This is a genomic window from Candidatus Binatia bacterium, assembly GCA_036563615.1.
Lineage (GTDB): Bacteria > Desulfobacterota > Binatia > UBA12015 > UBA12015 > DATCMB01.
In genome coordinates this window covers 214,987-228,455 of record DATCMB010000016.1, presented here as the reverse complement: position 1 = coordinate 228,455, position 13,469 = coordinate 214,987, and the positions used below count along the sequence as shown (strand labels likewise).

Sequence of the window (13,469 nt, the reverse complement as noted above, 5' to 3'; positions counted from 1 at the left end):
CGTCGTGAGGGGGCGATGGCGGGACCACCTGCGCCGCACCAGCAGTCGGCCATGAACGGGCTCGGCCAGGCGTCTCCGCTCGAGGCGAAGCGCGTCGCGCGCGAACCCTTGACGCCACCGCTGCGCATTCCGCCCGACGCGTACAGCCGCAACTGGTGGATCGCCCGCCTGTGCCACCGGGCCTTCGCGTCCGGCGAGCCCTTCACGGTGCTCGACGTCGGCGGGTCGGGCGGGCTGATGGGCGAGTTCCTGCACGACGTGCGCGTCGTCGACCTGCGTCGCGGCTCGGACGTCGACACCGTCGCCGACGCTCGCCGGCTGCCGTTCGAGGATCGGTCGTTCGACGTCGTCTGCTGCAGCGACGTCCTCGAGCACGTCGCCGAGCGTGACCGCGGGCTCGTGCTGAGCGAGCTCGTGCGCATCGCGCGCGAGCTGGTGATCGTCGCCGGGCCGTACCGCACGCCCGAGATCGAGCAGGCCGAGGACGCGCTGCGCGAGTTCCACCGTCGCTCGACCGACGGGCTGCCGCACCAGTGGCTCGAGGAGCACCTGCAGCACGGACTGCCCTCGCGCGCCTGGCTCGAGGAGTGGATCACCGCATCGGGACGCAGCTTCCGCCGGCTCGCGACCAACGACGTCGGCAACTGGCTGCTCGTCCAGATGCTGATCTTCCTCAACATGTTCGACCTCGACCCGCAGGTCGGCGACTTCTTCGAGGACTACAACCGCGACATGGCGGCGTACGGCGACGTCTCGCACTCGCCGTACCGGTACATCCACGCGATCCCGCTCAGCGCGCGGCGTGACGCCGGCCTGCAGTCGGTCGAGGAGGAGAACCAGGCGCTCGCCGAGCGCGCGCCGAAGGGTCCGTCGCCGGCGCTGGTGGCGCGCGTGTTCGGCGCGGTCGGCGGCGCCATTGCGGCGAAGAACACCCGCCACGAGGCGACGATCGCGGCGGCGGCGCGGCGCGTGGTCCTGCTCGGCGCCGGCGAGCACGCGCTGCGCGACGGCGAGCGCTCCCGCACGCAGCTCTCGCACGAGGAGGCGCTCGCGCGTTGCGCCGACCTCGAGGAGCAGCTGCGCCTCGCGCGCGAAGCGATCGAGGGTCACGAGGCGTTCATCCACCAGCAGCACGAGCAGATCGAGCACACGCGCGCGATCCTCGACGCGGTGCTGCGCTCGAAGTCGTGGAAGATCACCGCGCCGCTGCGCCAGCTCGCCGAGTCGGCGCGCCAGCTCAGCGACCTGCCGCGCCGCCTTCTCGGCCTCGAGCCGCGCCGCCCGCCGATGCTCGGCGGCGAGCCGCGCAAGGCGGTGCTGTTCCTGAGCGGCTGTCCGGGCGACGCCAAGCGCTACCGCTGCGACCACCACGCGGAGCAGCTGCAGCTCCTCGGCATCACCGCCGACGTCGCGATCTACGGCGAGATCAACCTCTCGTGGGCGCTGCGCACCTACGGCTACTTCGTCCTGCACCGCGTGCCGTTCGGTCCCGACGTCGACCACTTCATCCGCGAGGTGCGCCGCACCGGCCGCACGGTCGTGTTCGACACCGACGACTGGGTGTTCGACGTGAGCTCGATGCCCTACGTCGCGGCGCTCGAGGGCAAGCCGCGCGAGGAGCGCGAGCTCTACCGCCGCGGCCTCGAGCGCTACCGCGCGACGCTGCAGCGTTGCGACGGCGCGATCGTCTCCACCGAGCCGCTCGCGCGCCGCGCCAAGGGCCTCGTCCCCCAGGTGCTCGTGCACGAGAACGTCGCGAGCCGCGACATGGTGCAGCTCGCGGCGCAGGCGCGGCGCGTTCGCGAGCTGCGCGGGCAGGCGAGCCGGTCGACCGGAGAGGTCGTGATCGCGTACCTGAGCGGCACCCCGACGCACCGCCGCGACTTCGCCGAGGCCGAGAAGGCGATCGTCTGGCTGATGGATCGCTATCCGGGCGTCCGCCTGCTCACCGTCGGCCACATCGACGTCAGCGGCACCTTCGGCCGCTTCGGGCCGCGCCACTCGCACGTGCCGCTGATGCCGTGGCAGCGCCTGTTCGCGCTGATGGCGAAGGTCGACATCAACCTCGCACCGCTCGAGAAGGGCAACCCGTTCACCGAGTGCAAGAGCTCGATCAAGTACCTCGAGGCGGCGCTGGTCGGCGTGCCGACCGTGGCGAGCGCGCACCCCGACTTCGAGCGCGTGATCGAGCACGGGCGCAACGGGCTCCTGGTGCCCGACCGCGACGGCTGGCGCGACGCGCTCGCCCGGCTCGTCGAGGATCCCGCCGAGCGCGAGGCGATGGGCGCGCGCGCGCTCGAGGACGCGCTCGCGCGTCACCGCACCACCACCGCCGCGCCCGGGCTGTTCACGAAGCTCGCGTCGCTGCGCAAGCGCGGCGCGGTCGAGCGCCCGCTGATCATCAACTGGATCGTGCGCGCGCCGATCGCCGGCACCGGCGGCGGCTACTGGACGATCTTCCGCCTCGCGAACCACCTCGGCGCCGCGGGGCACCGCGTGCGCGTCTACGTCGAGCCGATCGCGCACCTCGAAGGGCTCTCCGAGGAGGAGATCCATCGCTTCCTCGAGGAGAACTTCGGTCCGCTGAAGGTCGATCCGGTGATCGGCCACCAGCACATCCTGCCCGCCGACGTCTCGATCGCGACCAACTGGCCGACCGCGTACACCGTCGACCGGCTCGCGGACTCGCTGTTCAAGGCGTACTTCGTGCAGGACTTCGAGCCGGAGTTCTACGAGGCGCGCGATCCGCTCTACCGCAGGGCCGAGGCGACGTACGAGCTGCCGCTGCAGATCATCACCATCGGCCGCTCGCTCGCGCGTCGCATGGAGGAGGTGACGGGGCGTCCGGCGTTGTCGATCGACTTCGCGGTCGACCACTCGATCTTCCGCCTCGAGCGCGATCCCGCCGAGCGCGGCGCGCCGACGCGCATCCTGTTCTTCGCGCGTCCGAGCCTGCCGCGGCGCGGCTTCCCGCTCGGCATCGAAGCGCTCCGCCGCGTCAAGCAAGCGCGTCCCGACGTGCGCATCGCGATGTTCGGCGCGAGCGACGAGGAGCTGCGCGAGGTCGACTTCGAGTTCGAGAACCTCGGCGTGCTGAGCCACGCCGATCTCGCGCGCGAGATGAACGCGTCGCACATCCTGCTCTGCTTCTCGCTGTCGGCGAACATCTCGTGGGTGCCGCTGCAGGGCATGGCGTGCGGCTGCGCGGTGGTCGAGGCCGACGTGCCGGGCGTGCGCGAGATGATCGACGACGGCAAGACCTGCCGCCTCGCCGAGCCGGAGCCCGAGAGCGTCGCCCAGGCGCTGATTGGTCTGGTCGACGATCCCGCGCAGCGCGAGCAGCTCGGGCGGGCCGCGGCCGCGGAGATGCAGCAGCGGACGTGGCAGGGATCGGCCGAGCAGTTCGAGCGCATCCTGCGCGAGCGCTGCTTCGTGCGCCTCGACTGGACCAGGACCGCGTCGCGCGCGCCGCACGCTTCCAGGCCCGCACGGGCGTGAACGGCGGTGCTTGACGGCGGCGACGCGCCCGGACGCACGTGAGCCTCGAGCTGCCGTCGGCCGCGACGGAGCTGCGCGTCCTGCTCGTCACGCTGGCGATGCTCTTCGTGCCGGGCTGGGCGCTCTTGTGCGTGCGCCGCGCCTGGCGCAGCTACGCGCCGCTCGAAGCGTGGGCGGTCGCCGCGAGCCTCGGCGTCGCGTTCTGGCCAATCCTGTTCTTCCTGCTGCGCGTGATCGCACCCGGCGTCGCGCTCGGGCGTGGCGCGCTCGTCGTGCTGCTCCTCGCGCTCGGCCTGATCGCCTCGGCGGCGCTGCGTCGCGAGGCGCTCGCGACGGTTCGGTTCGCCGGCCTCGAGTGGCTCGCGCTCGGCGTCGTCCTCGTGACGCTCGGGACGCGCGTGTGGGTCGCGCACGTCGAGCCCTTCCCGGCGTGGTCGGACTCGCTGCACCACGTGCTGCTCACCGAGCTCACGGCGCGGCACGGACGCTTGCCGTCGTCGCTCGAGCCGTACTTCCCGGTGTCGGTCGACCGCTACCACCTCGGTCTCTACGCCCTCACCGGGACGCTGCAGCTCCTCGCCGACGTGCCGGCGCACACCGCGACGCTGTGGCTCGCGCAGGTCCTGAACGGTCTCTGCGGGCTCGGCGTCTACCTCGTGCTCGACCGCCGCGTCGGCCGCGTGCCGGCGGTGATCGGCGCGGTGTGCGCGGGCCTCGTCTCGCACCAGCCGGCGTTCTACGTGAACTGGGGACGGTTCACGCAGCTCGCCGCGCAGACGATCGTGCTGCCGGCGTGGCTCGTCGCCTGGGACGCGCTGCGCGCCGCAGCGGGCGGCGCGTCCAGCGGCGACGCGTCCGAAGGCGACGCGACCAGCGGTGACGCCGCGCGCGCGCCCGCCTCGCTCTTCGCGACGGCGCTGCACGCCTGCCTGCTGGTCGCGGGCGTCTTCCTCCTGCACTTCCGGGTCGCGCTCTTCCTGGTGCCGCTTCTCGCCGCAACCTTCGCGGCCGAGCTCTGGCGCGTGCGCGCGGCGCCGCAGGCGCGACACCGGCTGCTGCTCGTCGCCGCGCTGCTGGCGCTCGCGGCGGGCGCGCTCGCGGCGCCGGGGATGGTGCGCGCGGTGCACGGCTACGTCGCCGGACACTGGGCGGCGGCGCAGTTCCGCGGCGGCATCGCCGCGCCCGACGGCGACCGGCTGACCGGCGATCCCGAGTACTTCTCGTTCTCCGTCGAGAGCATCGCCTACCTGTTCGCGGGGCCGGCGACGATCGCCGTCGTGCTCGCGCTCGCGGCGGTCGCGGTCGTGCGGCGCAGCACGCTCGCGTGCTTGACGGTCGTGTGGGTGGTGGCGCTGCTCGCGCTCGGCGAGGCGCACCGGCTGCGGGTGCCGTTTCTCCAGTTCACGAACGTCGGCGCGGTGCTGATCGCGCTCTACCTGCCGGCCTCGCTGCTGGTCGCGACCGGCGTGCACGAGCTGCTCGGCTGGCTGCGCGCCGGAGCGACGGTACGGAGGGCCGTGCTGCTTCTGTTTCTCGTCCTCGGCGCGCTCGGCGCGCGCGACCGGGTGACGCAGCTCGAGCCGCACCGCTTCTTCGTCACGCCCGCCGACCTGCGCGCGATGGCGTGGATCCGCGAGAACACGCCGCCCGACGCCATGTTCGCGGTGCGGACGATGTTCTGGCTGCCCGGCTTTCCGCACGGCACCGACGCCGGCTACTGGATCCCCTATCTCACGAATCGGCGCACGACCGCGGGCTCGATGCTGTCGAGCCTCTCGCCGCGGATGTCGAACTGGGGGCGCGAGGTGTCGAAGCGCGTGCTGCGCGTGCAGACGACGCGAGACGACGACGAGGCGATGCGCTTCCTTCTGCTCCGCGGCGTGCGCTACTTCTACCTCGGAGCGCGGGGGGATCCGGCGGACGCGGAGCGCATCGCCGCGTCGCGCTACGCGAGGCTGCGCTATGCGGAGGACGGGGTGACGATCTTCGAGCTCGATCCGATGCCGATGCTGGACGGCATCCCGAAGCTGCGCGAGCTGCTGGGCCGCTGATGAAGCGCGCGGCGACGATCTGCGGCAGCGTCTCGATCGTCCTCGCGCTGATCGTTTCGCGACGTCCCGACGCGCTCACCAATCCGCAGTTCTGGGCCGAGGACGGCAGGCTCTGGTTCGCCGCGGCGCACAACCGCGGTCCGCTGGTCGCGCTGCTCGAGCCGGCGGCGGGATACTTCCAGACGTTTTCGCGCTTGACGGCGGCAGCGGGTGTCGCCGTCGGGCTGCGCGCCGCGCCGCTCGTGTTCAACGTCGCGGCGATCGTCGGGCAAGCGCTGCCGCCGCTCTACCTGCTGTCGTCGCGGCTCGCGGGCGCGATCCCGGACTGGCGCCTGCGCGCGCTCGCGGCGCTGATCCTGATCGGCCTCCCGAACTCCTTCGAGGTGCAGAGCAACGTCACCAACGTGCAGACGCACCTCGCGATCCTGGGCTTCCTGATCGTCGTCGCGGACGCGCCGCGGCGCCGTGCGTGGGCGGCGTGCGACCTCCTGCTGCTGATCGTCGGTGGGCTCAGCGGGCCGACCTACGTCTTTCTCGTGCCGGTCGCGATCGCGGTGTGGTGGCGCGAGCGCAGCACGTGGCGACTCGTCGTGCTCGCGACGGTGGCCGCCACGGCGGTGGTGCAGACGGTCGCGTTTCTCACCGCCGACGGCGGCGGTCGGTTCGCGACGCCGCTCGAGCCGACGGTGCGGCGCTTCTTCGGCATCGTCGGCGGGCACATCGTCGTCGGCGGACTCGCCGGCGCGCCGGTGCACGGTCGGCTGTTCCTCGGTCAGGGCGATCCGGGGCCGCTGCTGCCGGCGCTCGGCGTCGTCTGCGTGCTCGCCGTGGCGCGCGCGTTCGTCGTCACCTCGAGCTTCGCGCTGCGCCTGCTGATCGTGTTCGGCGTGCTCGTGCTCGGCGCAGCGCTGACCTCGCCCGCGGTCGACGCCGCGCCGCGCTGGCAGGCGCTGCAGTGGCGCGACGTCGGCATCCGCTACTGGGTGATCCCGACGGTCGCGTTCCTCGCCGTCGTGCTGCGGTCGGCGTGCGCCGATCCGTGGCGCGGCGCGCGCTGGGTCGCGCGCGTCGCGCTCGCGGTGCTCGTGCTGGTCGGCATGCCGCTCGACTGGCGCGTCAAGGCGCGTCCGGACCTGCGCTTCGCCGACCAGGTCGAGCGCTACGAGGACGCGCCGCCGGGCAGCGTGGTGCGGATCCCGATCCCGCCGGCCGGGTGGGAGATGCGGCTGCGCAAGCGCTAGGCCGCCTTGCGGCGCAGCGCGACGTGGAACTCGTTGAACGCCGGGTCGTTGGGGCCGCAGGCGGCGAGCTCGAGGTCGGGCAGGAAGCCGTTCGCGATCAGCTCTTCGAGCTGCGCAAACAGCTCCTCGTCCTGCCAGACGTTGCAGTGCGGATCGGCGAGCCCGCTCGCGAGGTTGCGCACCGCGAAGTCGTGCAGCTCGCGAAGCGAGCAGCGGTCGAAGCCCGGCAGCCAGGCGCGCGCGAACTGCATGATCTGCGCGAGCGGCGGCTCCGTGACGCCGGCGTGGTGACGCTCGAGGAGCTCGTCGAGCGTCGTCGAGGGGCGCCCGGCGTCCGCCGTCCGGCGCTTGTCGGGGACGGCGAGAAAGACGATGCCGCCCGGACGGACGAGACGACCGGCGTCGCCGAGGAACGCGATCGGATCCGGCGTGTGCTCGAGGACGTGACAGGCGATCACGTAGTCGTAGCGCGTCGTGATCTGCTCGGAGAGCGCGCGTCCGCGGGCGACGACGTGGGTGATCGGCGCGATGGTCTCGCGCGGCACCGCGAACATCGCGACCAGCTCGTCGGTCGAGCGCCAGTCGGCGAACTCGCACGCGCCGTGCTCGGGTAGGACGGTCGGTAGGTCGAACGCGCCGATCTCGAGCCCGCGCGCGCTCGCCGGGTCGATCAGCCGACGCAGGAACGCGACCCGCGCCGCGCGATAGTCCTCGCGGTCGACGATCCGCACCGCGGGCTCCGGCTCGGCCATCGGTTCGCGCGCGCTCACCCGGGCCAGCAGAGAAGCGCGCCGACGTCGTGTCAAGATCACGATTGCTCGCCTCCTCGCCCGAGCCGGTCGAGCGCCGACTGCAGCAGCGCGCGGACGTCATCGAGCTCGGGCGGCGCGACGGGCGCACCGCTCTCGCCGATCACGACGATGATGTCGCCGTCGGTCGCGGGATCGGTGTAGGGCGAGGTGAGGGCGAGGATGCGGCCCGCGCCGCGAAGCCAGAGCGCCGCCTGCACCGTCTTCTCCGTCAGCACGTCGTCGAAGACGTGGAAGTGGTGCTCGATCTCGGCTCCGGTCGAGGCGCGCAGGATGCCTTCGGCGAACTCGTTCTTGGACATCTCCGGCCAGTGCGCGGCCCAGCCGACGCAGCCGGCGATGAAGTGCTCGCGCGAGCCGAGCGAGGTCGATTGCTCGCCGAGCGCGTAGTCGAGCAGCACGTGCTCGATCGTCGTGGCAGGTCGGAGCGCGTCGCCCGCGCACACCAGGCGGTGCGGCAGCGACAGGATCGCGACGCCGTCGCGCCTGAGCCAGCGAAGCCACGCGAGCAGCGTCCCGATCGGGTCCGGGGTGTGCTCGAGCACGTTGTGCGCGATCAGAAAGTCGACGCCGTCCGGAAAGCGCGCGGAGATCTCGTCGACGTGGCGGGTCGGCGGCGTCGCCGCGCCGGCGAAGTACTGCGCGAGACCGGCGGCGTCGCGCGTGTCGTAGTACTCGCAGCGCACGCCCGGCGGCAGCAGCGACGGGTACGGACCGGCGCCGATCTCGATGCCGGTCGTGCCCGCGAGCAGGTAGGACGCCGAATGACGCAGGCGGATGTCGTCGCGTCGCACGAACGGGTAGGGCGCCTCCGCGCCGAAGTGGGACGCTGCAAGCGGCGCGTACCGAGCGAGCAGGTGCGAGAACGGCCGACCGTTCCGCAGCCGCGACAGTGCCGAGCGCACGAGCGTCATGGGCGACATGGCGAACCCTATTGCCGTCGTGAGCCGCTTCCACGCGACCTCCGTCCGGCAATGCAAATTCTTGTATGCTGATCGCGGGCGGAGAAGGCAACGGCGATCGCGCGCCCCGCGTCGCGCGTGGGCAACGGTTGACATCCGACGGCTCGCATGGCGGTTCTCCGCCGCGGATGTCCTTGCTGGCGAACGCCTTGCGGAGCTTGCGTCGCGGACGTTCGAGTGGCGCGGAGAGCGCGTCCGGGACGGGCGGCGACGTGGCCGACAACCTGCGCGCGAAGTTCGCGCGGCGGCTGCGGGGCGAAGGCGTCGAGATCGGCGCGCTGGCGAGCCCGCTCTGGCTGCCGCGCGGCGCTCGCGCCCGCTACGTCGACAAGTTCGACTACGAGAAGCTGTGCGCGCACAACCCGGACGTCCCGCCCGAGCGCATCCGAAGGCCCGACGTCGTGTGCGACACGATGACGCTCGACCTGCTGCCGGACCACGCGTACGACTTCGTGATCGCCTGCCATCTGCTCGAGCACGCGCACGACCCGATCCGTGCGCTGCTCGCGTGGCACCGCGTGCTGAAGCCCGGCGGGCTCGCGCTCTGCATCGTGCCCGACGCCCGCTACACCTTCGACCGCGGACGGCCGCTCACGAGCCTCGACCACCTGCTGTGGGACTTCGCGAGCGCAGGGACGGAGATGAAGCGCCTGTCCGACCTCGCGCACGTCGCCGAGTGTAACCTCAACATGCACGCGTCGCTCGACGCGCGCTCGGCGATCGAGCTCGGCTGGCGCATTCTCGAGGACAGCTACGACACCCATTTCCACGTCTGGACGCACGACTCGCTGCGTGCACAGCTCGAGTCGCTGATCGCCGACTACGGGCTGCCGTTCGTGCTGCTCGAGAGCGCGTGTGACGAGCAGGTCGAGATGCTCTTCCTGCTCGAAGCGGTGCCCGCCGACCCCGCACGCTTCCGGTTGGTCGACGGCGTGGTCCCGCGCGCGACGCGGTAGCCGGTCGCGCGCGGGACGACGTCTTTCCGCTACGGACGCCAGCCGGTGATGGGCTGGACGCCCTGGCCGCCGAACTGGCCGAGCCCGAGGAACTCGCCCGTCTTCGAGCTCCGGTAGCGCCAGTTGTTGTTCAGCTTGCGGAAGATGGCGGGATCCATCTTGCCGTCGGCGTCGAAGTCCGCCGGCACGGCGACGAAGCCAGCGCCACCGAAGCCGTTGAACGCCTCCACGACGCCGCCGAAGCTCGACATCCGCAGACGCCAGCGGCCCTTCTTCTTCTGGTAGAGCGCCGCGTCCATGCGACCGTCGCCGTCGTAGTCGGCGGGCACGGGGCGGAAGCGGCCGGCGCCCGCACCGCCGAACTTGAAGGTGACGTCACCCTCGGTGCTGCCGCGGTACGACCAGAAGCTGCCTTCCTTCTGGTAGGTCGCGGGGTCGCAGCGGCCGTCACCGTCCCAGTCGCCGGGGATCGGCAAGCGGCCGGGGCCACCGAAGCCGTTGATCTGCACGAGCCCGCTGGTCGAGCCCTGGTACTTCCAGTTGCCGGTCGCCTTCTCGTAGACGCCCGGATCGGCGATGCCGTCACCGTCCCAGTCACAGACCGTCGGGAGGAAGCCGGCGCCGCCGAAGCCGTTCAACGGCGCGATCGCACCGGCCGAGCCCTCGAAGATCCAGTTGCCGTTCTGGGTGTTGTAGACCGCGGCGTCGGCCTTGGCGTCGCCGTCGTAGTCGGCCGGGACCGCACGCCACTCCGGGCCACCGAAGCCCTGCAGCGAGCCCGACGCCCCGGTCGAGCCGGTCCACGCCAAGGTGCCGGTCGCGGCGACGTAGGTCGCACGGTCGGCGATGCCGTCGCCGTCCCAGTCGTCGCGCGTGCCGTCGCCGGGGACGCCGGGCAGGATCGCCGCGGGCACCTGCACGAGGCCCCAGCCGTAGTACGGGTCGGGGCCCGCCAGGTCCGGATCGCCGTCGTCGAGCTCGATCGCCGACCCGGCGAGGATCAGCTTCACCTGCGCCGGCGTGAACGGCGCGAGCCCGCGCTCGATCCGGTGCGACTGCAGCAGCGCCACCACGCCGGCGACGTGCGCCGCTGCGGCCGACGTGCCGTTGAACGTTCCGAGGAAGGCGAACTCCTTCTCCGTGGTCGCGAAGTTCAGCACCTCGCCCGGCGCGGTCAGGTCGGGCTTCATCGGGCCGTTGGGATCGGACGTCGGACCCCACGAGCTGGTCTCGAGGAGGACGTCGAAGCCCGGGAAGCCGCCGGCGGCGACGGCGATGGTCTCGTTGACCACCGCCAGGTCGTTCAAGCTCTTCTCGGAGGTGAAGTAGGTGAACTCGCCCGCGCCCACCGTGCAGTTGATGCGGAAGTTCGGCCGCTCGTTGCCGGCGTCCTTCATCCGCTTCACGGCGATGAAGTAGTAGTCGTAGAACGAATCGGTCTCGACCGGCAGCTCCTTGGAAAAGGAGTCGCCGAGCGCCACGTCCGTCCCGGGGACGATCGAGACGCCGGCATCGCTCGGACAGTAGGGGTAGTCGGGCGGATCCTGCGCGTCGAAGCGCTCGCGGAAGCGCAGCAGCTGCATCCGGAAGTTGTTCGCGTTGGGCGAGTCGGTCGCGCTGTAGCAGGTGATGCGCACCTGGTTGAAGCTCTCGGACGCGTAGACCCAGTCCTCCCAGTCGGCGTCGAGGATGATGTCGTTGATCGGCGACTCACCGTCGAAGACGTGGTACGAGGAGTCGTCGTTCGCCGTATTGCAGAAGTCGTCCTTCTTGCAGAACGTGCACGGCGTGAACCGCGCCTCGTAGTGACGCAGCGCCTCGTTGCCCGCCGGCACGACGACGGTCGCACCCGCCGCGGTGGCGTAGACGATGTCGTCGGCGAACGGGTTCGTGCTGCCCGGGTCGCTCATCGTGCGGATGATGTGCAGCGGCACGAGGATCACCTGCGCGCCGTTGTCCACCGCGTGACGGATCGCGAGCTTGATCGCCGCCGGCGTGACCAGCCCCTTGCCGTTGTAGTCGAGCCGGTAGAGCACCAGCGTCGCGCCGGGCGCCACCTCGTGCACCACCTCGGCCGCCGCCGTGCCGTGCTCGCGCACGCCGCCGCCGTGCACCGCCTGGTTGTTGATGGTCGTGGCGATGCCGTTGATGCGGAACTGCATCGACACCGGGATCGCGGGCAGCTCACCCGCCGCGATGGTCTCGTTGAGGGTGTGCCACTCGGAGTCGATGATTGCGACCTTGATGCCGGCGCCCGTGAGACCGGCCGCGTTCGCGATGTCCGAGCCGATGACCTCGAGCCCCTCGCTGTCGATCTCTCCCGACGGCGTCGCGAACGCGGGCGAGAGCACGCGGCGGACGAAGCCCAGCGAGCTCAGCTCCTCGCGCTTGCCGACGGGCACGTCGGCCTCGAGCGAGTCGAAGTTGACGATCGCGGTCTCGCCGACGTCGACGCCGTGCTCGGCGAGCTGCGCGAGCGACTCCTGCAGCACCTCCCGCGGGTCGAACGAGCGCCACAGCGGGATGCCGGTCGCGATCGCGTCGGCGATCGCCTGGCGACGGTCCGCGAAGCGCTCTTGGTCCGCCTGCGGCAGCGCGTCGACGTCGAGGACGATCTCGACGCGCTCGAGCTGCGGCTCCGCCACTTTTGCGGCGGCCGCCACGGACGCGACCAGGGCGATCGTCAGCGGCGCGGCAAGCAGAGCCAGCGTCGACGGAATGAGGCGTCGGTGGAAGATACGGGCCATTAGAGGATGCTCCTTGCGGCTTCCCGGATGTGAGCGGTTTGGGGCCGCCCGGGAAGGCGTGGGGTCCGACGGCGCGCGAGCAAGCGATGGGCCGGATTCGGTCGCTCGCTCAAAAGAGGTGCCGCCTCCTAATACGTTGCATTCGTGTCAGACGTTCGCTCATCGTGCAGAGGTGCTCGGGGTGTGGCGCGTTGCCACGGTAGCCCGCTCTGCTCGCCGCCGTGAGGCTTGCTGGGAAGGTTGTCTTACCGGTTGGCGACGCAGCGTGCCGCTCGCGGGCGACCCGTGATACACCCCGGCGCATGCCTGTCGACGAACGAGCCGGAGCCGACTTTCTCGGACCGATCTCGCGCATCTACATCTCGCAGCGCCTGAAGCTGCACTACCTCGACTGGGGGAACGAGCACAAGCCGCTTTTGTTGCTGATCCACGGTGGCCGCGACCACGCGCGGAGCTGGGACTGGGTCGCGGCGGACCTGCGGCGCGACTTCCACGTCGTCGCGCCCGACCTGCGCGGGCACGGCGACTCCGAGTGGGCGGTCGGCTCGATCTACTCGCTGATCGACTACGTGCTCGACGTCGCGCAGCTCCTCAAGGTGATCGATCGCTTCCCGGTGCACATCATCGGGCACTCGCTCGGCGGCTCGATCGCGCTGCACTACTCCGGCATCTACCCCGACCGGGTCGCGAAGGTGATCGCGATCGAGGGGCTCGGGCCGTCGCCCGACATGATCGCGTCGTTCAAGGACACGCCCGCCGCCGATCGCATGCTGCACTGGGTGCGCGAGATGCAGTCGCTCGCGCGTCGCCGGCCGCGCTACTACGCGACCCTCGACGAGGCCGTCGCGCGCATGCGCGAGGCGAACCCGCGCCTCACCGAGGAGCAGGCGCGCCACCTGACGATCCACGGCGCGCAGCGCGAGGAGGACGGCTCGTACCGCTGGAAGTTCGACAACTTCACGCGCGCGGTGTCGCCCTACCTGTTCAACGTCACCGACGCGCGCAACATCTGGGGGCGGATCACCTGCCCGACGCTGCTCGTGCGCGGCACCGAGTCCTGGGCGAGCGATCCGTCGAAGGACGGCCGCGCCGAGGCCTTCCAGAACGCGCGCGTGGTGAACGTCGAGGGCGCCGGGCACTGGGTGCACCACGACCGGCTCGACGTCTTCCTGCCGCTCGCGCGCGAGTTCTTCGGGGTGTGATTC

At 71.4% G+C, this 13,469-nt stretch carries 8 protein-coding genes; 5 read left to right on the top strand and 3 right to left on the bottom strand.

Annotation, left to right across the window (positions count from 1 at the left end):
• Window positions 1-15: 15 nt before the first annotated feature.
• The 3 genes from VIS07_13725 to VIS07_13715 are packed head-to-tail and all read left to right on the top strand — an operon-like array spanning window position 16 to window position 6,790.
• Window positions 16-3,498, top strand: a complete 3,483-nt coding sequence (locus VIS07_13725) for a glycosyltransferase (protein HEY8516564.1) — start codon at window positions 16-18, stop codon at window positions 3,496-3,498.
• A 38-nt stretch (window positions 3,499-3,536) separates the two neighbouring features.
• Window positions 3,537-5,549, top strand: coding sequence for a hypothetical protein (locus VIS07_13720; protein ID HEY8516563.1), 2,013 nt, complete (start codon window positions 3,537-3,539; stop codon window positions 5,547-5,549).
• Window positions 5,549-6,790, top strand: coding sequence for a hypothetical protein (locus tag VIS07_13715; protein HEY8516562.1), 1,242 nt, complete (start codon window positions 5,549-5,551; stop codon window positions 6,788-6,790). Before VIS07_13720 ends, VIS07_13715 begins: the two co-directional genes overlap by 1 nt.
• Here the strand turns inward: VIS07_13715 and VIS07_13710 are convergent.
• On the bottom strand, window positions 6,787-7,542 hold the full coding sequence (locus VIS07_13710) for a methyltransferase domain-containing protein (GenBank protein HEY8516561.1): 756 nt from the start codon (window positions 7,540-7,542) through the stop codon (window positions 6,787-6,789). The genes VIS07_13715 and VIS07_13710 overlap by 4 nt on opposite strands.
• Window positions 7,543-7,598: 56 nt before the next feature.
• A complete protein-coding gene (locus VIS07_13705) occupies window positions 7,599-8,522 on the bottom strand; it encodes a hypothetical protein (protein HEY8516560.1) in 924 nt (307 codons plus the stop codon).
• A 65-nt stretch (window positions 8,523-8,587) separates the two neighbouring features.
• On the opposite strand from VIS07_13705, the gene VIS07_13700 reads away from it, so the two are divergent.
• Complete coding sequence (locus VIS07_13700) at window positions 8,588-9,517, top strand: methyltransferase domain-containing protein (protein HEY8516559.1); 930 nt, start codon at window positions 8,588-8,590, stop codon at window positions 9,515-9,517.
• Between the two features lie 29 nt (window positions 9,518-9,546).
• Here the strand turns inward: VIS07_13700 and VIS07_13695 are convergent, their stop codons facing one another.
• Window positions 9,547-12,264, bottom strand: coding sequence for a S8 family serine peptidase (locus tag VIS07_13695; GenBank protein HEY8516558.1), 2,718 nt, complete (start codon window positions 12,262-12,264; stop codon window positions 9,547-9,549).
• A gap of 302 nt (window positions 12,265-12,566) precedes the next feature.
• On the opposite strand from VIS07_13695, the gene VIS07_13690 reads away from it, so the two are divergent.
• Window positions 12,567-13,466, top strand: a complete 900-nt coding sequence (locus tag VIS07_13690) for an alpha/beta hydrolase (protein HEY8516557.1) — start codon at window positions 12,567-12,569, stop codon at window positions 13,464-13,466.
• The last annotated feature ends 3 nt before the right edge of the window (window positions 13,467-13,469 follow it).

Coding starts and splice junctions, on each gene's coding strand:
- VIS07_13695 (HEY8516558.1), bottom strand. CDS start 12,264: ATGGCCCGTATCTTCCACCGACGCCTCATTCCGTCGACGCTGGCTCTG.
- VIS07_13705 (HEY8516560.1), bottom strand. CDS start 8,522: ATGTCGCCCATGACGCTCGTGCGCTCGGCACTGTCGCGGCTGCGGAAC.
- VIS07_13700 (HEY8516559.1), top strand. CDS start 8,588: ATGCTGATCGCGGGCGGAGAAGGCAACGGCGATCGCGCGCCCCGCGTC.
- VIS07_13715 (HEY8516562.1), top strand. CDS start 5,549: ATGAAGCGCGCGGCGACGATCTGCGGCAGCGTCTCGATCGTCCTCGCG.
- VIS07_13690 (HEY8516557.1), top strand. CDS start 12,567: ATGCCTGTCGACGAACGAGCCGGAGCCGACTTTCTCGGACCGATCTCG.
- VIS07_13725 (HEY8516564.1), top strand. CDS start 16: ATGGCGGGACCACCTGCGCCGCACCAGCAGTCGGCCATGAACGGGCTC.
- VIS07_13710 (HEY8516561.1), bottom strand. CDS start 7,542: ATGGCCGAGCCGGAGCCCGCGGTGCGGATCGTCGACCGCGAGGACTAT.